The organism is Intestinimonas sp. (assembly GCF_026169115.1).
Classification (GTDB): Bacteria; Bacillota; Clostridia; order Oscillospirales; family Oscillospiraceae; genus Intestinimonas.
Window position 1 is genome coordinate 1 of record NZ_JAPFEA010000077.1, and the last position, 19254, is coordinate 19254.

Annotated in this window: 20 protein-coding genes; 16 read left to right on the forward strand and 4 right to left on the reverse strand. The window is 64.7% G+C overall.

Annotation, left to right across the window (positions count from 1 at the left end; all coding sequences use genetic code 11):
- Window positions 1-179 precede the first annotated feature (179 nt).
- Genes Q0Y09_RS07135 through serC form a run of 3 tightly spaced genes read right to left on the reverse strand, consistent with a single transcriptional unit; the run spans window position 180 to window position 3369 of the window.
- On the reverse strand, window positions 180-1349 hold the full coding sequence (locus Q0Y09_RS07135) for a phosphoglycerate dehydrogenase (RefSeq protein ID WP_297719707.1): 1170 nt from the start codon (window positions 1347-1349) through the stop codon (window positions 180-182).
- 17 nt (window positions 1350-1366) lie between these two features.
- The gene (locus tag Q0Y09_RS07140; RefSeq protein WP_297719709.1) at window positions 1367-2269 is read right to left on the reverse strand and encodes a DUF1963 domain-containing protein; all 903 of its coding nucleotides are present in this window, start codon (window positions 2267-2269) and stop codon (window positions 1367-1369) included.
- Window positions 2270-2283: 14 nt separating this feature from the next.
- Entirely contained in the window at window positions 2284-3369 is a 1086-nt protein-coding gene (serC, locus tag Q0Y09_RS07145; RefSeq protein ID WP_297719711.1) for a 3-phosphoserine/phosphohydroxythreonine transaminase, read from the reverse strand.
- A 347-nt stretch (window positions 3370-3716) separates the two neighbouring features.
- Here serC and Q0Y09_RS07150 point away from each other — a divergent pair, with 347 nt between their 5' ends.
- The 10 genes from Q0Y09_RS07150 (at window position 3717) to Q0Y09_RS07195 (ending at window position 12207) form a co-directional block, all read left to right on the forward strand.
- Window positions 3717-4058: a DRTGG domain-containing protein gene (locus Q0Y09_RS07150; RefSeq protein WP_297719713.1), complete on the forward strand. Its 342-nt coding sequence runs from the start codon at window positions 3717-3719 to the stop codon at window positions 4056-4058.
- A 2-nt stretch (window positions 4059-4060) separates the two neighbouring features.
- On the forward strand, window positions 4061-4483 hold the full coding sequence (locus tag Q0Y09_RS07155; protein ID WP_297719716.1) for an ATP-binding protein: 423 nt from the start codon (window positions 4061-4063) through the stop codon (window positions 4481-4483).
- 52 nt (window positions 4484-4535) lie between these two features.
- Window positions 4536-5876, forward strand: coding sequence for a [Fe-Fe] hydrogenase large subunit C-terminal domain-containing protein (locus Q0Y09_RS07160; protein ID WP_297719719.1), 1341 nt, complete (start codon window positions 4536-4538; stop codon window positions 5874-5876).
- Complete coding sequence (locus Q0Y09_RS07165) at window positions 5873-6202, forward strand: DRTGG domain-containing protein (protein WP_297719722.1); 330 nt, start codon at window positions 5873-5875, stop codon at window positions 6200-6202. Before Q0Y09_RS07160 ends, Q0Y09_RS07165 begins: the two co-directional genes overlap by 4 nt.
- A 27-nt stretch (window positions 6203-6229) precedes the next feature.
- Window positions 6230-6952 carry a PHP domain-containing protein gene (locus Q0Y09_RS07170; protein WP_297719724.1) on the forward strand — a complete coding sequence of 241 codons (723 nt, stop codon included), beginning with the start codon at window positions 6230-6232 and terminating at the stop codon, window positions 6950-6952.
- Between the two features lie 164 nt (window positions 6953-7116).
- Window positions 7117-7611 carry an NADH-quinone oxidoreductase subunit NuoE gene (gene nuoE, locus Q0Y09_RS07175; protein WP_297719727.1) on the forward strand — a complete coding sequence of 165 codons (495 nt, stop codon included), beginning with the start codon at window positions 7117-7119 and terminating at the stop codon, window positions 7609-7611.
- A 50-nt stretch (window positions 7612-7661) separates the two neighbouring features.
- A complete protein-coding gene (locus tag Q0Y09_RS07180; RefSeq protein ID WP_297719731.1) occupies window positions 7662-8201 on the forward strand; it encodes an ATP-binding protein in 540 nt (179 codons plus the stop codon).
- A gap of 42 nt (window positions 8202-8243) precedes the next feature.
- Window positions 8244-8612 carry a (2Fe-2S) ferredoxin domain-containing protein gene (locus Q0Y09_RS07185; RefSeq protein ID WP_297719732.1) on the forward strand — a complete coding sequence of 123 codons (369 nt, stop codon included), beginning with the start codon at window positions 8244-8246 and terminating at the stop codon, window positions 8610-8612.
- 13 nt (window positions 8613-8625) lie between these two features.
- A complete protein-coding gene (locus tag Q0Y09_RS07190) occupies window positions 8626-10425 on the forward strand; it encodes an NADH-quinone oxidoreductase subunit NuoF (RefSeq protein ID WP_297719735.1) in 1800 nt (599 codons plus the stop codon).
- Window positions 10426-10440: 15 nt separating this feature from the next.
- Entirely contained in the window at window positions 10441-12207 is a 1767-nt protein-coding gene (locus Q0Y09_RS07195; protein WP_297719738.1) for an NADH-dependent [FeFe] hydrogenase, group A6, read from the forward strand.
- Between the two features lie 512 nt (window positions 12208-12719).
- Here the strand turns inward: Q0Y09_RS07195 and Q0Y09_RS07200 are convergent.
- Window positions 12720-13484, reverse strand: coding sequence for a (4Fe-4S)-binding protein (locus Q0Y09_RS07200; protein WP_297719741.1), 765 nt, complete (start codon window positions 13482-13484; stop codon window positions 12720-12722).
- A 208-nt stretch (window positions 13485-13692) separates the two neighbouring features.
- Here Q0Y09_RS07200 and Q0Y09_RS07205 point away from each other — a divergent pair, with 208 nt between their 5' ends.
- The 6 genes from Q0Y09_RS07205 (at window position 13693) to Q0Y09_RS07230 (ending at window position 19254) form a co-directional block, all read left to right on the forward strand.
- Window positions 13693-14517, forward strand: coding sequence for a purine-nucleoside phosphorylase (locus Q0Y09_RS07205; protein ID WP_297719743.1), 825 nt, complete (start codon window positions 13693-13695; stop codon window positions 14515-14517).
- Window positions 14518-14546: 29 nt separating this feature from the next.
- Window positions 14547-15848 carry an amidohydrolase gene (locus Q0Y09_RS07210; RefSeq protein ID WP_297719746.1) on the forward strand — a complete coding sequence of 434 codons (1302 nt, stop codon included), beginning with the start codon at window positions 14547-14549 and terminating at the stop codon, window positions 15846-15848.
- A 37-nt stretch (window positions 15849-15885) separates the two neighbouring features.
- Window positions 15886-17502 (forward strand): polysaccharide biosynthesis protein, encoded by a 1617-nt coding sequence (locus tag Q0Y09_RS07215; protein WP_297719749.1) that lies wholly within the window; start codon window positions 15886-15888, stop codon window positions 17500-17502.
- Window positions 17503-17542: 40 nt separating this feature from the next.
- Window positions 17543-18337, forward strand: a complete 795-nt coding sequence (gene mazG, locus Q0Y09_RS07220) for a nucleoside triphosphate pyrophosphohydrolase (RefSeq protein WP_297719752.1) — start codon at window positions 17543-17545, stop codon at window positions 18335-18337.
- Window positions 18338-18448: 111 nt separating this feature from the next.
- Window positions 18449-18724 carry an HU family DNA-binding protein gene (locus tag Q0Y09_RS07225; RefSeq protein WP_130848290.1) on the forward strand — a complete coding sequence of 92 codons (276 nt, stop codon included), beginning with the start codon at window positions 18449-18451 and terminating at the stop codon, window positions 18722-18724.
- Between the two features lie 287 nt (window positions 18725-19011).
- Complete coding sequence (locus Q0Y09_RS07230; protein WP_297719757.1) at window positions 19012-19254, forward strand: RNA-binding S4 domain-containing protein; 243 nt, start codon at window positions 19012-19014, stop codon at window positions 19252-19254.

Below are 19254 nucleotides of genomic sequence, written 5' to 3' on the forward strand. Positions count from 1 at the left end.
ACAGCATGACTTTGATTTCCGGCAGCAGCCCCTGAACCTGTGTGTAATTTCGTTTCCGCATAACGATACCCCCTGATGTAGTCTATTTTCCTACATCAGGGGGTATTTTGTCACTGTCCGTTTTTACTGGTTCAGTTCAGCCGACGGCGCGGGGGAGTTTTTTCATTTGCTCTATTTGCTCAGTGTCTGAGGACCCGGACCCGGAGGACGCCGTCCACGGCCCGGATCTCGTCGGCCACGGCGTCGCCCACCCGCTGGCCCACGTCCACAATGGTGTAGGCGTAGTTCCCCTTGGACTTGTTGGTCAGGTTCTCCACGTTCACGCTGTCCCTGGCCAGGGTGTTGGTGATGGAGGCCAGCATGTTGGGGATGTTCCGGTGGATGATGCACAGCCGGGTCTCGCCGGACCAGTCCTGCCCCAGGGTGGGCAGGTTGACGGAGTTGCGGATGTTGCCCGTCTCCAGGTAGTCCCGCAGCTCCTGGGCCGCCATGACGGCGCAGTTTTCCTCGCTCTCGGGGGTGGAGGCGCCCAGGTGGGGGATGGCCACCACATTCCGGGCCCCGGCCATGGCGTTGTCGGGGAAGTCGGTGACGTACCGGGCCACCTTGCCGCTCTCCAGGGCGGCGAGCATATCCCCGTCGTTGACCAGGCCGCCCCGGGCCAGGTTGATGATCCGCACGCCGGTCTTCATCTGGTCAAAGGCGGCGGCGTTGAGCATGCCCTTGGTGTCGCTGGTCTGGGGCACATGGATGGTGATGTAGTCGCAGGTCTTGTAGATGGCGGTGAGGTCGGTGACGTGGTGGACCATTCGGGACAGGGAGAGGGCGGCGTCCACGGAGAGGTAGGGGTCGTAGCCGCAGACCTCCATGCCCAGCTTGGTGGCGATGTTGGCCACCTGGACACCGATGGCCCCCAGGCCGATGACGCCCAGGCGCTTGCACGCGATCTCCGGGCCCACGAACTGGCTCTTGCCCTTCTCCACCACCTTGGCCACGTCCTCGCCGGCGGCGGCCTGGGCCTTGACCCACTCCACACCGCCCACAATGTCCCGGGAGGCGAGCATCAGGGCGCAGATGACCAGCTCCTTCACCGCGTTGGCGTTGGCGCCGGGGGTGTTGAAGACCACGATGCCCGCCTCGGAGCAGCGGTCAATGGGGATATTGTTGGTGCCGGCCCCCGCCCGGGCGATGGCCCGCAGGGCGTCGGGGAAGGCGTACTCATGGAGATCGGCGGAACGGACCAGGATGCCGTCCTCGTTCTCCACGCTGTCGGAAACGGTAAACCGGTTGGCGTCCAGGACGGCCAGGCCGGTGGGAGAAATTTTATTCAGCGTTTTGATTCGGTACATGAAACGATACTCCTTTTTTAGCAGCAATCCCAGTGGTACAGTATCCGGGAGAAGTCCCGCTGTTTCAGGTCCTCCCGGCTGATAAAGAAGTTGCCCACGCCGCTGTCCCCCCACAGCACCAAGTCCCGCTCCCCCTCGGATAAATCGCTGTCCAGCTGGAACAGGAGGGTATCGAAGGACGCAAAGGGTCCCTCCGGGAGCCGGGGGTCGTCCTGGGTGAAGTAGGGCCAGCCCCCAAGTTGGTGATAGGGGGCGGAAAAGGCGGGGTCCTCGGTGGCGTTGTAGTCCCGCAGGCGGTTGGGGATCTGCTGATACACGTCCCAGGAGTCCTCAATGGGCATCTCCGGCCAGCGGGCGTTCCACTTCTGGGCAAAAAGGTCCTTGAACTGGGGGGCCTGCTCGTTCATCCCCTGCTCCCCCACCGGCTGGAGGCAGATGCGGCTGGGGTTCCCCAGGGGGGTGTTCCAGTCCTCCTCGTCCTCCCGCGCCGGGCGCTTGGCCTGTACCTCCCCGGCGGTAACGGTTTGATCCACCGTCTCGTGGTAGAGCACCCGGAAGCCCTTCTGGGTCGCGGGCTCGTCAAAGTCCATGCCGTACACGTCGTCACGGGCGAGGAAAAATTGCAGCAGCCCGGCAGTGGGGAAGTCGGGCAGCCCCGCTAGCCCGGCGCAGTCGATCTGGGCCAGCAGGTCCATGACCTGCCCCTCCCCGTCCAGGGGCCAGTCCATATCGTGGGGCAGGTAGGGGGTGCCCCCCACCTTGCTCTCGAAGATGCCCGGCTCCCCCCGCTCCAGGGTGAAGCGGATGGCGGGGCAGGGGTGTTCCCGGTGGATCTCCGCAGTAATCTCCCGCATCCGGCGGTGGAGCTCAGCGGCCTTCTGCCGGGCCTGCTCGTTTGCCTCCAGCATTTTGTCAGCCATTTGGAAGCCCCTCCTCAGTTGTTTTTGTCGAACGTGTTAATAAAATCACAAAGTTTTTCCACGCCCTCCACGGGCATGGCGTTGTAAATGGATGCTCTCATACCGCCCACGTTGCGGTGGCCCTTCAGGTTGGTGAAGCCGGCGGCGGTGGACTCGGAGACGAACTTGGCGTCCAGCTCCTCGCTGACGGACCGGAAGGTCACGTTCATATCGGACCGGGAGCCGGGCTCGGCGGCGCAGGTGAAGAGCCGGGAATGGTCAATGACGTCGTAGAGCATCTGGGCCTTGCCGTGCTTGATGGCCTCCATGCCTTCCACGCCGCCCTGCTCCTCCAGCCAGTCCAGCACCAGGCCCAGCATGTAGATGCACCAGCAGGGCGGGGTGTTATACATGGAGTCCTTCTCGATCATGATCTGATAGCCCAGCATCTTGGGGGTGTAGGGCAGCTCGTGGCCGGCCAGGTCCTCCCGGACGATGGCCACGGTGAGCCCGGCGGGGGCCATGTTCTTCTGGGCCCCGGCGAAGATGACGCCGTATTTGCCCACGTCCACCGGACGGGACAGGATGTCGGAAGACATGTCGCACACCAGGGGCACGTCGCCGGTGTCGGGGATGTACTGCCACTCGGTGCCGTAGATGGTGTTGTTGGCGCAGTAGTAGAAATAGGACGCCTGGGGGTCCAGCTTCAGCTGGTCCTGGGCGGGGATGTAGGTGTGGTTCTTGTCTTCACTGGAGGCGGCCAGAGAGATCTCGCCGTACTTCTTGGCCTCCTTGTAGGCCAGACTGGAGAAGTTGCCGGTGACGGCGTAGTCGGCCCTGCCGGTCCTCCCGATGAGGTTGAGGGGCACGGCGGAGAACTGGGTGGAGGCCCCGCCCTGGAGGAAGAGGACCTTGTAGCCCTCCGGGACCTTCAGCAGCCGGCGGAATTTGGCCTGGGTGTCGTCAAAGATCTTCTGAAACACCTTGGAGCGGTGGCTCATCTCCATGACTGACATACCGGAGCCCTGGTAATTGGTGATCTCTGAGCCCGCCCGTTCCAGGACCTGGAGAGGGAGCATGGAGGGACCGGCGGAAAAGTTATACACGCGGGTGTTGCTCATGGTTGACAAGCCTCCTATTCTGATTTGAGCCGCCCGAGGGGATACGCGGCCCGACCCAGCGCCGCGGCCATGGACCGCTTTACTGTGTTGAAGGGTATTATAACCACATGGAAAACAAATGTCAATGACCGGAAGACACAAAAAGTGTCCTGGGCGGTTCCATCTTTTGTATGATATGCGCCTCTGGGAGAAAAGACCTTCCCCCGACAGGTGCAGAGTGACGAAAAATCTGTTTCATCTGGAGGCGGGATGTGATAAAATAAAAAAAGCAAGCTCTGCCCGGAGAGGTCTGTGCCGGCGCGGAGCAACCAGGGCGGCCCGTCCGGGCCGACGAAAGGGGAACGCTTATGGATTTGTTTGAGATCAGGGATATCCTGAACGCCGACGTGCTGTGTGGGGAGGAGCACCTGGACCGGGAGGTCCGGTCGGCCTGCGCCAGCGACTTCATGAGCGATGTGCTGGCCTATGTGAAGGACCAGGCGCTCCTGCTCACCGGAATGGTCAACCCCCAGGTGGTGCGCACCGCCGAGATGATGGACATGAAGTGCATCATCTTTGTCCGGGGCAAGGCGCCGGGAGAGGACATCCTGGACCTGGCCCGGGAGCGGGAGATCGTGGTCATGCGCTCGGAGCAGCGCATGTTTATTGCCTGCGGCCTGCTTTACAGCAGAGGACTGGCGGGGGAGTGAGGATGGAAGACCTGAAGCTGACCTACGCCGTGGACGGCGGGGACCTCATCCAGGCCGGAGAAGCCTCCAGCCGGATGAAGATGACGCTCAAAAAAATGGGCCTGCCCCCGGAGATCATCCGCCGGGCCTCCATCTGCATGTACGAGGGCGAGATCAACATGGTCATCCACGCCGACGGCGGCGAGGTGGAGGTGATCGTGGGAATGGACGCCATCACCATCCGGCTCACCGACCGGGGGCCCGGCATCCCGGACGTGGACCGGGCCATGGAGGAGGGCTTCTCCACCGCCGGGGACGTGGCCAGGGACCTGGGCTTCGGCGCGGGCATGGGCCTGCCCAACATGAAGCGGTGCTCCGACGATATGGCCATCGACACCCAGGTGGGGGTAGGCACTACCGTCACCATGAAGATCCACATCAACTGAAAAGACGGGGCGCCCGCTCTGGGGCGTCCCTTTGAAACGGGGTGATCCCACCATGATGAAACATTCCGTGCGCCTGGAGTACAAGCGATGTCTGGGCTGCACTACCTGCATCAAGAACTGCCCCACCGAAGCCATCCGGGTCCGCAACGGCAAGGCCACCATCCTCAACGAGCGGTGCATCGACTGCGGCAAGTGCATCCAGGTCTGCCCCCACAAGGCCGTCAAGTCGGTGAGCGACAGCCTGGAAAAGCTGGAGAAGTACCGCTACCGGGTGGCCCTGCCCGACCCCGCTCTCTACGGCCAGTTCCAGCACCTGGACGACATCGACATCGTGCTCAACGGCCTTTTGCAGATCGGCTTCCAAAAGGTCTTTGAGACGGCCCGGGCGGCGGAGATCCTCTCCGACTACGCCCGCCACAGCATCAGCAGCGGGGAGAACAAGGTCATGCCCCAGATCTCCTCGGCCTGCCCAACCATCCTGCGGCTGATCCGCACCCGCTTCCCCAAGCTCATCCCCAACGTCAACCCCACCATCACGCCGGTGGAGCTGGCCGCCATTCTGGCCCGGCGGGAGGCCGAGGCCGAGACGGGGCTCCCCCCCGAGGAGATCGGCATCTTTTCCATCGTCCCCTGCTCCTCCCAGGTCACCGCCGCCCACACCCCCGAGGGGCTGGAAAAGCCGGTGCTGGACGGAGCCTTTGCCATCCGGGACATCTACCTCCATCTGCTGGGGCCCATGCGGGACCTGGAGGAGGTGGCCCCCCTGTGCTCCGTGGGGATCATGGGGGTGGGCTGGGCCTGCTGCGGCGGCGAGTCAGCCGCCCGGCTGGGCCAGAGCTACCTGGCGGTGGACGGCATCGAAAACTGCATCAACATGCTGGAGGAGATTGAGGATGGCCGCCTTCCGGAGGCCGATTTCATTGAGCTGTGCGCCTGCACCCAGGGGTGTGTGGGGGGCTGTCTCACGGTGGAGAACCCCTACGGCGCCCGGATGCGCATCAAAAAGCTGATGAAGGGCCTGCCCGTCTCCCGGAGCCGGTACGACTTTCGGGGCGGAGACCGGGAGCTGGTCCGGGTGGACCGGGAGCTCCAATACCTGCCCGCCCTCCAGCTGGACCAGGACCGGGGCGCCGCCCTGGAAAAGCTGGTCCGGATCGAGGAGCTGGAGCGGAGCCTGCCGGGGCTGGACTGCGGCTCCTGCGGGGCCCCCTCCTGCCACGCCCTGGCCGAGGACGTGGTCCAGGGGCGGGCCAGCATGGAGGACTGCATCTTCAAGGTGCGGGAGCGCATGCAGTACATGGCGGGCACCGGCTATGCCGACGAATACCTGCCCGCGCCCTTCCGGCAGCGGCAGAGCCAAGGCAAGAAACCAGAAGGAGGTCCCCGGAATTGAACGTAAGAGAACTGGCCCATGTGATGGCATTGACAGAATTCATCATGCCCGAGCCCGAGCGGGAGGTCAGCGGCGGCTATGTAGGCGACCTGCTCAGCTGGGTCATGGGCAGGGCCCAGACCGGCAATGTCTGGCTGACCATCATGTCCAACCAGAATGTGGCCGCCGTGGCCCTGATGGCGGAGGTCTCCTGCGTGGTGCTCACCGAGGGCGTCCGGCCCGACGAGGCCCTGCGGCAGAGGGCTGAGCAGCAGAACATCAACATCCTGGGGACAAAGCTCTCCACCTTTGACGCCGCCGCCGTGCTCAAGCAGCTCCTGCGGTGAGACGGCGGGGATACATCAGGGAGGTGGATGGGCATCCGACTGTATTTTGATTTTCACTTCCACTCCTGCCTCTCCCCCTGTGGGGACGAGGCCATGACCCCGGCCACCATCGCCGGGATGTGCAAGCTCTCCGGGCTGGACGTGGCCGCCCTCACCGACCACAACACCTGCGGCAACTGCCCCGCCTTCTGCCAGGCGGCTGAGGCATACGGCCTGCTGGCCATCCCCGGCATGGAGCTGTGTACCCTGGAGGAGGTCCATGTGGTGTGCCTGCTCCCCGACCTGGACCGGGCCATGGCCTTTCAGGCGGAGGTCTACCGGCGCATGGAGGGGCGGACCAACGACCCGGCCATCTTCGGCAGGCAGCTTCTGATGGATGTGGATGACCATGTGGTGGGGGAGGAGACCGCCATGCTCTCCGGCGCGACCAACATCGGGGTCTATGAGGCGGCTGCCCTGACGGAGTCCTTCGGCGGCGTGGCCTACCCCGCCCACATCGACCGGGAGAGCTATTCTCTCCTCTCCAACCTGGGCCTGTGGGACCCGGCCATGGGCTTCCCGCTGGCGGAGGTCTCCCGGCGCTGTCCGCCGGACCTGCTCCGTGGCCGGCGGGACCTGCGGGGGGTGGAGACCATCACCGGCACTGACGCCCACTACCTCCACCAGATCGTCCAGGCCGAGCAGGCCATGGAGGTGCCCGCCCGGTCCAGGGAGGCGGTGATGGCCTGGCTGCGCCGGGGCGGGCGCTGACGGCGGGAAACTGGAACCGGGCTTTGTCATTTTGTAAAAAAGTTTGTTTCATTTAAGAAAATGAGTTGAAGTGACGAAAGCCAAAGGTTAAAATAAAAGGACACCGTCTCCCGGGCCTCTGCCGGGCGGCGGTCCACGGATGGGAAAAAAGGAGGAACGTGACTATGCCAAATGTGAAGACCGTTGTACCCTACAACGGCACCCCGGAGCAGGAAGCGCGGCTGCGCGCGGTCATTGCTGAGCACAAGGGACAGCCCGGCGCGACGATGCCCGTGCTCCAGGCGGCCCAGGAGATCTTCGGCTATCTGCCGGAGGAAGTCCAGATCATGGTGGCCGAGGGATTGGAGATCCCCCTCAGCGAGGTCTACGGGGTGGCGTCGTTCTATGCGCAGTTCACCCTCAACCCCAAGGGTAAATATCAGATCAGCCTGTGCCTGGGCACAGCCTGTTACGTAAAGGGTGCTTCCGACGTGCTGGAGGCGGTGCAGCAGCGGCTGGGCATCAAGCCCGGCTCCATCACCCCTGACGGGAAGTTCTCTCTGGACGCCTGCCGGTGTATCGGCGCCTGCGGCCTGGCCCCCGTCATGATGATTAACAACGATGTCTATGGCCGGCTGACCCCCGATCAGGTGGGGGCCATCCTGGACCGTTACGAATAAGCGCGGGTGAACGCGGTGACCGCGCCGGACCGCTGTGAGGAGGAAGGGGAATGAAGGAGCTCTCTCTCCATCTGCTGGACATCGCCCAGAATTCCATTGCCGCCGGGGCCCGCCATGTGGACCTGACGGTGGAGGAGGGGGGCGGGAGTCTGTCGCTCACGGTGGCCGATGATGGCCGGGGCATGTCCCCGGAGTTCCTGGCCGCTGTCACCGATCCGTTCACCACCACCCGCACCACCAGAAAGGTGGGCCTGGGCCTGCCCTTTCTCGGTCTGGCAGCAGAGCAGACCGGCGGGGCGCTGCGGGTGGAGAGTCAGCTTGGGGCGGGGACCACCGTCACCGCCGTCTTTCACTCCGATCACATCGACTGTCCCCCTCTGGGGGATACCGCATCCACCGTCGCCCTGCTGGCCCAGGGCCTGCCCGAGGGGATGGAGCTCACTTACACCCGGCGGACCGGGCGGGGGGAGTTCCGCTTCGACACGGCGGAGATCCGGGCCGTGCTGGGGCCGGACGTGCCCCTCTCCGAGCCGGAGGTGGCTCAGTGGATGCGCGCCTATGTGGCGGAGGGGGAGGAGGCGATCGGGTGAGCCGCCCCAATGACCCAGACCAACACGTTAGGGAGTGAAGATATGAAAAGCCTGGAAGAACTCAGAGCCATCCGAGAGAAAATGCAGAAGCAGATCGATATTCGTGAAAACAGCGCCGACGACATCCGGGTCGTGGTGGGTATGGCCACCTGCGGCATCGCCGCAGGCGCCCGGCCGGTCCTCACCGCCTTTCTGGAGGAGGTGGCCAAGCGGGACCTGAAAAATGTCACCGTCACCCAGACCGGGTGCATCGGGGTGTGCCGCCTGGAGCCCATCGCCGAGGTCTACGTCCCGGGAGAGGAAAAGGTCACCTATGTCAAGCTGACGCCGGAGAAGGTGCCCCGCATCGTCGCCGAGCATCTGGTCAATCACAATCCCGTCACCGAGTACACCATCGGGGCGGCGGAATGAGGAGGGGTAAGAGATGAACTTTGTCCGATCCCACATCCTGGTCTGCACCGGCACCGGCTGCTCCTCCTCCAACAGCCCCAAGATCATCGAGGCGTTTGAGCGGGAGCTCAAGGCCCAGGGCATGGAGCAGGAGGCCCGTGTGGTCAAGACCGGCTGCTTTGGCCTGTGCGCCATGGGGCCCGTGGTCCTCGTCTATCCCGAGGGGGCCTTCTACACCCATGTGACCACCGACGACGTGGCCGAGATCGTCTCCGAGCACATCGTCAAGGGCCGCATCGTCCAGCGGCTCCTCCACAGGGAGGGGGAGAGCGCCGAAAAGGTCACCAGCCTTTCCGAGACCCGCTTCTACAAAAATCAGTATCGCATCGCCCTCCGGAACTGCGGCGTCATCAACCCGGAGAGCATCGACGAGTACATCGGCACCGGCGGCTATGAGGCCCTGGGCCGGGCCCTCACGGAGCAGACCCCCCAGCAGGTCATCGACACCATTCTGGCCTCCGGGCTCCGGGGCCGGGGTGGCGCCGGCTTCCCCACCGGCCGCAAATGGCAGATGACCCATGACTCGGTCAGCCCCGACGGGGTGAAATATGTCTGCTGCAACGCCGACGAGGGCGACCCCGGCGCTTTCATGGACCGCTCCGTGCTGGAGGGCGACCCCCACAGCGTCATTGAGGCCATGACCATCGCCGGCTACGCCATCGGCGCGCACCAGGGCTACATCTACGTCCGCGCCGAGTACCCCATCGCCGTCCACCGCCTCCAGACGGCCATCGACCAGGCCCGGGAATACGGCCTGCTGGGCAAGAACATCTTTGAGACCGGCTTCGACTTCGATCTGGAGCTGCGCCTGGGCGCGGGCGCCTTTGTCTGCGGCGAGGAGACCGCCCTTATGACCTCCATCGAGGGCAAGCGGGGCGAGCCCCATCCCCGGCCTCCCTTCCCCGCCAACAAGGGCCTCTTTGCCCGGCCCACCCTCCTCAACAACGTGGAGACCTACGCCAACATCACCTGGATCCTGAACAACGGCGCGGACAAGTTCGCCTCCATCGGCGCCAAGGGCTCCACCGGCACCAAGGTCTTCGCCCTGGGCGGCAAGATCACCAACACGGGCCTTGTGGAGATCCCCATGGGCACCACCCTGCGCACCGTCATCGAGGAGATCGGCGGCGGCTGCCCCAACGGCAAGAAGTTCAAGGCCGCCCAGACCGGCGGCCCCTCCGGCGGCTGCATCCCCGCCAGCCTCATCGACACCCCCATGGACTATGACTCCCTGGGCGCCATCGGCTCCATGATGGGCTCCGGCGGACTCATCGTCATGGATGAGGACAACTGCATGGTGGACATCGCCAAGTTCTTCCTGGAGTTCATCATCGACGAGTCCTGCGGAAAGTGCTCCCCCTGCCGCATTGGCACCAAGCGGCTCTACGACCTCCTCACCAAGATCACAGACGGCAACGGCACCATGGAGGACCTGACCACCATTGAGGAGCTGTGCGAGCACATCAAGCAAAGCGCCCTGTGCGGCCTGGGCCAGACCGCCCCCAACCCGGTGCTCTCCACCCTGCACCACTTCCGGGACGAGTACATCGCCCATGTGGTGGAAAAGCGCTGCCCCGCCGGTGTGTGCAAGAACCTGCTGCACTTCGTCATCGACCCCGCCAAGTGCAAGGGCTGCACCCTCTGCGCCAAGAACTGCCCCGCGGACGCCATCATGGGCGCGGTGAAGGCCCCCCACGTCATCGACCCCAACAAGTGCATCAAGTGCGGCGCCTGCATGGACAACTGCCGCTTCGGCGCCATTTCCAAGCATTAAGGAGGGGAGAAAAAGATGGATAAGAAAATGGTGACTCTGAAAATCAACGACATCTCCGTTACCGTGCCGGAGGGGACCACTGTTCTGGAGGCCGCCCGGAGCGCCGGCATCAAGATCCCCTCCCTGTGCTATCTCAAGGACATCAATGAGATCGGTGCCTGCCGCATCTGCGTGGTGGAGGTCAAGGGGGCCAAGAGCCTGGTGGCCTCCTGCGTCTACCCGGTGAGCGAGGGCATGGAGGTCCGGACCAACACCGAGCGGGTCCGCCACTCCCGTCAGCTCACCCTGGAGCTCATCCTCTCCAACCACCGGATGGACTGCCTGACCTGCGCCCGGAACGCCCACTGCGAGCTCCGGGAGCTGGCCGCCGAGCTGGGCATCGACGCCGTCCGCTACGCCAACGATGAGCTGCTCCCCCGCATCGAGGACTCCGCCCCCCATCTGGTGCGGGACAACTCCAAGTGCGTTCTGTGCCGCCGCTGCGTCTCGGTGTGCCGGGCCACCCAGGAGGTGGGGGTCATCGGCTGCAACGACCGGGGCTTTGCCACCCACATCGGCTGCGCCTTTGACCGGGACCTCTCCGAGGTGGACTGCGTTTCCTGCGGCCAGTGTATCGTGGCCTGTCCCACCGGCGCCCTCTCCGAGAAGGACGACACCGGCAAGGTGTGGGCCGCCCTCAACGACCCCACCAAGCATGTGGTGGTGGGCCCCGCCCCCTCCGTCCGGGTCACCCTGGGCGAGTGCTTCAAAATGCCCATCGGCACCAACGTGGAGGGCAAGATGGTCACCGCCCTGCGCCGCCTGGGCTTTGACAAGGTCTTCGACGTGAACAATGCCGCCGACTTCACCATCATGGAGGAGGGCACCGAGTTCCTCCAGCGGCTCAAGGAGGGGGGCGCGCTGCCCATGATTACCTCCTGCTCCCCCGGCTGGATCCGCTACTGCGAGCAGCACCACCCCGACATGCTGCCCAACCTCTCCACCTGCAAGTCCCCCCAGCAGATGTTCGGCGCCCTGGTCAAGAGCTACTACGCCGAGAAGGCGGGCATCGACCCCAAGGACATCGTGGTGGTCTCTGTGATGCCCTGCACCGCCAAGAAGTATGAGGTTCAGCGGGAGGAGCAGCGCATGGCCAACGGCTGCATGCCCGTGGACATCTCCATCACCACCCGGGAGCTCTCCCGGATGATCCAGCGCTCCGGCATCCTGTTTGACCACCTGCCCGACGGGCAGTTCGACCCCATGCTGGGCCTGAGCACCGGCGCCGCCGTCATCTTCGGCGCTTCCGGCGGCGTGATGGAGGCCGCGCTGCGCACCGTGGTGGAGATCCTCACCGGCGGCGAGATGAAGCCCCTGGAGTTCCACGAGGTCCGGGGCATGAAGGGCATCAAGGAGGCCGAGTACCAGCTGGCCGGACGGACGGTGCGGGTCTGCGCCGCCTCCGGGCTCCACAACGCCAAGGCAGTGCTGGACGGGGTGAAGAACGGCACCATGCAGTATGACTTCATTGAGTTCATGGCCTGCCCCGGCGGCTGCATCAACGGCGGCGGCCAGCCCATCCAGCCCGCCGACGTCCGCTCCTTCACCGACGTCCCCGCCCTCCGGGCCGCCGCCCTCTACAAGCAGGACGAGGGCATGCCCATCCGGAAGAGCCATGAGAACCCGGTGGTCCAGGCCGTCTACAAGGACTATCTGGGCGAGCCCGGCAGCCACAAGGCCCACGAGCTCCTCCACTGTACCTATGTCCCCCAGAAGCGTTACCGTACCGAGAACAAATTCTGATCGGAAAAAACCCCCGCTCCGCCGGTTCCTGCCGGCGGAGCGGGGGTTTTGGCGTTCTCTGGCTTCTCCCGTGGCCATTTTGTGGTGCCCAGGGATACGGGACGCCGTTTGTGTGGGGCGCGGCTTCCTAGACGCGCCCATGGCACCACTTGATTTTGTGGGGCGCGACGTCGTCGGGGCAAAGTCCGCACCGCTCACCCCGGCCTGACGGCCAGGTCTCGCTTCGCTCCCTTGCCCCTCCTCTCCCCAGAAAAGCGCTGTGCGCTTTCCCGGGGCCCCTGATTGCGCGCCAAACCACCTTGTCATTCTGAGCGAAGCGAAGAATCCGAAGTCCCCGTCTTTCCGGGAGACATCAGGGGACAAAGGTACGGATTCTTCGGCCCATGGCCTCAGAATGACGGGGGAGGCCCTGCGACAGTGGAGGCGGATGGTGGAACGATGTCCCCGCCGAGTACGGTACCAAAGTTCTTTTGGTCCTTTTCTTTCAAGAAAAGGACGAACAAGAAAAGGACTCAGGGCTTCTGGAGGAGGGGGGCGGAGAGGATGGCGTCCTTGCGGGAGAGCAGGTCATCGCCCTCCAGGGCGGCGAAGAGGACCTCCTCGCCGAGGCGGTCAACGGCGGCCCCCAGGCGCTCCTTCTGCCAGGCGTTTTCCCGGAACCAGAGGATGGTCTTCTCCAGCAGGGGGAAGATCTCCTCCTGTTCCACCAGCCGGGGGAAGGCGGAGCCCATGCGGGTGGTGCGGCCCCAGGTGCCGCCCAGGTAGAGCTGAAAGCGGACGCCGTCGGGGGTGCGGCGGCCCTCGATGCCGAAGTCGTTGAGGCTGGGCTTGATGCAGCTGTTGGGGCAGCCGCCCACGGCGATCTTGAACTTGTGGGGGAGGGAGACCTGGGTCCAGCCCAGGTAATACTGCTCGTGGATGTCCCGGGCCAGGGCCTGGGTGTCATACATGCCGAAGACGCAGGTGGAGCCCTTGCAGGCCGTCACCGGGCGGATCTTGGCGCCGGTGCCGCCGAAGCGCAGCCCCTTGTCCGCGGCGGCGGCGATGATCTCGTCGATGCGCTCGTAGGGGATGCCGGGCAGCTCCAGCGTCATGCGGACGGTGGGGATCACCCTGCCGTTGCCGTAGGCGGCGGCCAGCTCGGCCACGGCGGAGAGCTCCTCCGCGGTGAAGACGGTACCGCTGGGGACGATCCGCCCGGAAAAGAACGCCGTGCCCCGGTTGCGCAGGAAACCCAGGGCCTTCACCCGGGCGATGTCTGCCTGTGTCAGTTCCATGGTGCATACCTCCTGAAATCGTGGTCACTTTCCTTCGTGGGTGTCCATTATATGACGGGACCGGGCCGCTGGCAAGGAAAAGTTTCGCGCCCGCCCACAGGATGGAGCCTTCGCCCGCCAAAAGTACCGGCTTTTCTTGCTTTTTTTCCCCGTGTGGTGTAAAATGCCTGTACGTCAAATCATGCAGACACACAAAGGAGGACCACCTATGAGCTATACCTTTTCCCAATACCAGGAGAGTGCCGACTATATCCGTGCCAAGCTGGGTTCCTTTGTCCCCAAGGTGGCCATGATCCTGGGCTCCGGCCTGGGCTTCCTGGGCGACGTGGTGGAGGACCCCATCCAGGTCTCCTACCGCGACATCCCCCACTTCAAGGCTTCCACCGCCCCCGGCCACAAGGGCCAGCTGGTCTTCGGCACCCTCCGGGGCCAGAAGGTGGCCGTCATGCAGGGCCGCATGCACCACTATGAGGGCTACTCCTACGAGGAGGTCTCCTACGCCGTCCGGGTGCTGAAGCTGCTGGGCTGCGACACCCTCATCGTCACCAACGCCGCCGGCGGCGTCAACCTGGACTTTCAGGCCGGCGACCTCATGCTCATTACCGACCACATCAAGATCTTCATGGAGTCCCCCCTTCGGGGCGAGAATCTGCCCGAATTCGGGCCCCGGTTCCCCGACGCCTCCCACCTCTACACCCCCGCCCTCCAGGACCTGGCCCGGAAGGCGGCTGCCGACCTGGGCATCGCTTTGCGGGAAGGCGTCTACATGTACTTCCCCGGGCCCCAGTACGAGACCCCGGCGGAGGTCCGCTTCGCCCGGCTGGCGGGGGCCGACGCCGTGGGCATGTCCACCGCCCCGGAGGTCCTCACCGCCGGCCACTGCGGCATGCAGGTGCTGGGCTTCACCCTGGTGAGCAACCTGGCCGCCGGCATTCTGGACCAGCCCCTCTCCGAGCAGGAGGTGCTGGACGCCGCCGAAGCCTGCAAGGACAAGTTCTCCCGCCTGGTGCTGGAGTGCCTGGGCCGGCTGTGACCGGTCCGGAAAGAAAGGAGCGCGCTTGCATGTCTACCATGATCTACAATGTCACCGCCGTCCTCATGGACCCCGCCCACACCGTCCTGCCCAACGCCTATGTGGTGGTGGACGGCCACCAGATCGTTGACTTCGGGGCCCAGCGGCCCCAGGGCTTTACCGGAAAGTGCATCGACGGCAAGGGGGGCATCCTCCTGCCCGGCCTGGTGAATGCCCACACCCATGTGCCCATGACCGCCATGCGGGGCTACGGCGACGGCAACAACCTCCAGGACTGGCTCCACAACTTTATTTTCCCGGTGGAGGCCAAGTGGGATGACCGGGCCGTCCGGGCCTGCGCCGCCCTGGGACTGGCCGAGATGATCGCCTCCGGCGTCACCTGTATCGCCGACATGTATATGCACACCGACGCCGTCCTCCGGGAGGTGGAGAGCGCCGGCATCAGCGCCAACGTCTCCTGCGGCGGCGTCCAGTTCGAGGAGCCCTTTGACCCGGACAAGAACCACGACTGCGCCGTGCAGCGGGCCCTCACCGAGCAGTGGCATGGCCGGGACGATGGCCGTATCCGGGTGGACGCCTCCATCCACGGGGAGTACACCTCCCACGCCGGACTGTGGGACTGGATGGCCCAGTATGCCGCCGACCACGGCCTGGGCATGCACGTCCATCTCTCCGAGACCCAGACCGAGCACGAGGCGTGCAAATCCCGCCACGGCGGGAAGACCCCCGCCGCTGTTCTGGCCGAGCACGGGGTCTTCGACGTCCGGGCCATCGCCGCCCACTGCGTCTGGACCACCCCCGAGGACTGGGCCCTCCTGGCCGAAAAGGGGGTCTCCGCCATCCACAACCCCGTATCCAACCTGAAGCTGGGCTCCGGCGTGGCCCCGGTGGTGGACCTCAAAAAGGCGGGGGTCAATGTGGCTCTGGGTACCGACGGGGTGAGCTCCAACAACTGCACCGACTTCTTCGGAGACCTGAAGCTGGCCGCCATCCTGCAAAACGGCGTACGCTGCGACCCCCTGGCCCTCACCGCCTGGGACGCCCTGGAGATGGCCACCGTCAACGGCGGCAAGGCCCTGGGCCGGAAGACCGGCCGCATCGAAAAGGGCTATGAGGCCGACCTTATCCTCCTGGACAGCGAGGCCCTCAACCTCATCCCCTGCCACGATGCCGCCAACAACCTGGCCTACGCCGCCCACGGCTCCAACGTGGTCATGAATATGGCCCGGGGCAAGGTCATATACAAAAACGGGGAGTTCCTCACCATCGACATCGACAGGGTGAAGAAAGAGGTGGCCGGCTACGCCCTGCCCCTCCTCTTTGGGCGCTGACCCGCCCCAGACTCATTGCGAAAGGCTGTGCGACCCATTGGGTAATCGTGAAAAGAAAAGCACCTTCTTCGGCGGCGCCGCCATCCTGGCCGTGGGCATCGCCATCGTCAAGCTCATCGGCGCCCTCTACAAGATCCCTCTGGGGAACATTCTGGACGACGAGGGCTTCGGCCACTTCAACAACGCCTATATCATCTACAACCTGCTGCTGATGGTCTCCACGGCGGGCCTTCCCGTGGCCCTCTCCAAGAGCATCTCCGAGGCCAACGCCCTGGGGCGGCGGAATCAGGTCCACCGCACCTTCAACGTGGCCCTGGTCACCTTTGTAGTCCTGGGCGCGGTCAGCTTTGCCGTCATGTTCCTCCTGGCCCAGCCCCTGGCCGACCTCCAGGGGGACGGCATGGCGGTCCACGCCGTCCAGGCCATCGCGCCCGCCTGCTTCTTCGTCTGCGTCCTCTCCACCTTCCGGGGCTACGCCCAGGGGCACAGCAACATGGTGCCCACGGCGGTGTCCCAGATCATTGAGGCCCTAGGCAAGCTGGTCATCGGCCTGGCCCTGGCCTGGGCCCTGGTGCGGGCGGGGGCCTCCTCGGCGGACGCCGCCGCCGGGGCCATCTTCGGCGTCACCTGCGGGGCGGGCATCTGCCTCATCTATCTCATCGTGGAGCACGTCCACGGACGTAGGAGCGAAACGGGCCGCCTGACCGATACGCCGGAGGGCCACGGCGAGATCCTGAAAAAGCTGCTGGTCATCGCCGTGCCCATCACCCTGTGCGCCTCGGTGACCCCCATCACCTCCTGGCTGGACACCGCCCAGGTCCAGAATATCCTCCGGGACACCATGAACGCCCAGAGCGCCCAGTGGTACCACGATATGGAGCTCACCGACCCGGTGGTGGCGGCCTACGGCGCCTACCAGAAGGCCATCACCATCTACAACCTGCCCTCCTCCTTCATGGTGGCCATCACCGCCAGCGTCATCCCCGCCATCTCGGCCTGCCGGGCCCGGCGGGACTTCCGGGGGGCGGGGCGGATCGCCGAGTCCTCCATGCGCATCGGCATGCTGCTGGCCCTTCCCGCCGGCATCGGACTGACCGTGCTCTCCTCCCCCGTCATGCACCTGCTCTATCCCGCCACCGACCACGCCATCGCCGACCCCTCCATGATGCTCCTGGGCATCGCCTCCATCTTCGTGTGCATCATGCTGGTGTGCAACTCGGTGCTCCAGGCCAGTGGCTTTGTGAACCTGCCCATCTTCATTATGGTCGCCGGCTGCGCCGCCAAGCTCATCGTCAACAGCTTCATGGTCCGCAGCATGGGGGCCGTGGGGGCCGCCGTGGGCACCCTGGTGTGCTATATCATCGTGGCGGTGCTGGAGCTGCTGCTCATCAAGCGGGTCATCCCCGCCGCCCCGTCCTACACCCGGGTCTTTGCCAAGCCCATGGCGGCTGCCGGGCTCATGGGCGTCGCCGTGTGGGCGGTCTACGGCCTGCTCAGCCGCCTCCTGGACGGCGGCATCCTGGCCACCCTGGGCGGCATCGGCGCGGGCGTGGTGGTCTACGCCGTGCTGGTAGTGGCCCTGAAGGTCCTCTCCCGGGAAGATCTGGCCCTTATGCCCAAGGGCGACAAGATCGCCAGGCTGCTGCGGCTGTAAGGGCAGGAAAGAAAAAAGAACTTGCAGAAGAGGCGGAAATATGATAGATTTTGAACAGAAACCCAGCTATGACATATCAGACCTGGTGGAGATCGTCCGTGTCCTCCGCGCCCCCGGGGGCTGTCCCTGGGACCGGGAGCAGGACCACAAGTCCATCCGGCGCAACCTGCTGGAGGAAGCCTATGAGGTGGCCGAGGCCATCGACGAGGGCAGCCCCGAGCACCTGCGGGAGGAGCTGGGGGACCTGCTCCTCCAGGTGGTTTTCCACGCCCGTATGGAGGAAGAGGAGGGCCGGGGAGACCTGGCCGCCGTGGCCGACGGGATCTGCAAAAAGCTCATCTACCGCCACCCCCATGTCTTTGGGGATGGGAAGGCGGCGGACAGCGCCGAGGTGCTGGTCAACTGGGACGCCCTCAAGCAGAAGGAGAAGCACCAGGAGACGGCGGCTGACAGCGTGGACGCCGTGGCCCGGAGCCTGCCCGGCCTGTGGCGGGCGGAGAAGGTCCAGAAGAAGGCCGCCAAGGTGGGCTTTGACTGGGACGGCGTGGACGGGGCCATGGAAAAGCTCCGGGAGGAGACCGATGAGCTCCAGAGCGCCATCCGGGAGGGAAGCAACATCAGCGAGGAGCTGGGCGACCTGCTGTTCGCGGCGGTCAACGTGGCCCGGTTCGTGGATGTGGACCCGGAGACGGCCATGACGGCAGCCTGCGACAAATTCGCCCGGCGCTTCCGGGCGGTGGAGGAGGCCGCGTCGGCCCAGGGGAAGGAACTCTCTGCCATGACCCTGGCCGAGATGGACGCCCTCTGGGACGCCGTCAAACAGCAAGAGGCTTGAAGGCTCGTACCGGCGACTGTGCCGGAGCCTGCGGGCTTTGAGTAAAGTGAAAGAGTAAGGAAACCGTGGGAGCGCCGCTCCCAGTCAGATCACTTAGGAGGAGTAAGGAATATGAACAAAGCTGAACTGATCAATGCCGCCGCCGAGAAGGCCGGCCTGTCCAAGAAGGACACCGAGGCCGCCATCAACGCCGCCATCGACGCCATCGTGGAGAGCCTGGTCAACGAGGACAAGGTCCAGCTGGTGGGCTTCGGCGCTTTTGAGGTGAAGAAGCGGGCCGAGCGCATTGGCCGCAACCCCAAGACCAAGGAGAGCATCAAGATCCCCGCCTCCAAGGTCCCCGTCTTCAAGCCCGGCAAGGCGCTGAAGGACGCCGTTTCCAAGTAAGCACGGCACCATGACAAAATAGAAGGCGGCTCCGGTGACACCGGAGCCGCCTCAGCTTGTCGAAAAAGCCCCAAGGGGCTTTTTCGACAAGCTGCTGACTTTTTCGATTTCATCGAAAAAGTTCCTGACTGAACGCGAAAGCGGGGGCTCACCGCCCCCCTTTCACACTATTCCCCTGTGGCTTATTTTGCGTGGTTCCACTTTTTCGACAGGCTCAGGCGGCTCCGGTGGAACACCGGAGCCGCCTTTCCATCAACGCCCGCAGGGGGAAGAAGGAGGAAACAGGAATGAGATTGGACAAATGGCTCAAGGTCTCCCGGCTCATCAAGCGGCGGACCGTGGCCAACGAGGCTTGCGACAACCAGCGGGTAAGCGTCAACGGCCGGCCGGTGCGGGCCTCTTATGAGATCAAGCCGGGCGATGTGGTGGAGCTGCGCTTTGGCGAGCGGGTGACCCGGATCGAGGTGCTCACCGTGGCTGAGAACGTGGGCAAGGGCGACGCCGCCGCCATGTACCGGGAACTGGTCTGA

Excerpts from the sequence above, each read along its gene's own strand:
- Q0Y09_RS07135 (WP_297719707.1), bottom strand. The coding sequence starts at position 1,349 with ATGTACCGAATCAAAACGCTGAATAAAATTTCTCCCACCGGCCTGGCC.
- Q0Y09_RS07140 (WP_297719709.1), bottom strand. The coding sequence starts at position 2,269 with ATGGCTGACAAAATGCTGGAGGCAAACGAGCAGGCCCGGCAGAAGGCC.
- serC (WP_297719711.1), bottom strand. The coding sequence starts at position 3,369 with ATGAGCAACACCCGCGTGTATAACTTTTCCGCCGGTCCCTCCATGCTC.
- Q0Y09_RS07150 (WP_297719713.1), top strand. The coding sequence starts at position 3,717 with ATGGATTTGTTTGAGATCAGGGATATCCTGAACGCCGACGTGCTGTGT.
- Q0Y09_RS07155 (WP_297719716.1), top strand. The coding sequence starts at position 4,061 with ATGGAAGACCTGAAGCTGACCTACGCCGTGGACGGCGGGGACCTCATC.
- Q0Y09_RS07160 (WP_297719719.1), top strand. The coding sequence starts at position 4,536 with ATGATGAAACATTCCGTGCGCCTGGAGTACAAGCGATGTCTGGGCTGC.
- Q0Y09_RS07170 (WP_297719724.1), top strand. The coding sequence starts at position 6,230 with ATGGGCATCCGACTGTATTTTGATTTTCACTTCCACTCCTGCCTCTCC.
- nuoE (WP_297719727.1), top strand. The coding sequence starts at position 7,117 with ATGCCAAATGTGAAGACCGTTGTACCCTACAACGGCACCCCGGAGCAG.
- Q0Y09_RS07180 (WP_297719731.1), top strand. The coding sequence starts at position 7,662 with ATGAAGGAGCTCTCTCTCCATCTGCTGGACATCGCCCAGAATTCCATT.
- Q0Y09_RS07185 (WP_297719732.1), top strand. The coding sequence starts at position 8,244 with ATGAAAAGCCTGGAAGAACTCAGAGCCATCCGAGAGAAAATGCAGAAG.
- Q0Y09_RS07190 (WP_297719735.1), top strand. The coding sequence starts at position 8,626 with ATGAACTTTGTCCGATCCCACATCCTGGTCTGCACCGGCACCGGCTGC.
- Q0Y09_RS07195 (WP_297719738.1), top strand. The coding sequence starts at position 10,441 with ATGGATAAGAAAATGGTGACTCTGAAAATCAACGACATCTCCGTTACC.
- Q0Y09_RS07200 (WP_297719741.1), bottom strand. The coding sequence starts at position 13,484 with ATGGAACTGACACAGGCAGACATCGCCCGGGTGAAGGCCCTGGGTTTC.
- Q0Y09_RS07205 (WP_297719743.1), top strand. The coding sequence starts at position 13,693 with ATGAGCTATACCTTTTCCCAATACCAGGAGAGTGCCGACTATATCCGT.
- Q0Y09_RS07210 (WP_297719746.1), top strand. The coding sequence starts at position 14,547 with ATGTCTACCATGATCTACAATGTCACCGCCGTCCTCATGGACCCCGCC.
- mazG (WP_297719752.1), top strand. The coding sequence starts at position 17,543 with ATGATAGATTTTGAACAGAAACCCAGCTATGACATATCAGACCTGGTG.
- Q0Y09_RS07225 (WP_130848290.1), top strand. The coding sequence starts at position 18,449 with ATGAACAAAGCTGAACTGATCAATGCCGCCGCCGAGAAGGCCGGCCTG.
- Q0Y09_RS07230 (WP_297719757.1), top strand. The coding sequence starts at position 19,012 with ATGAGATTGGACAAATGGCTCAAGGTCTCCCGGCTCATCAAGCGGCGG.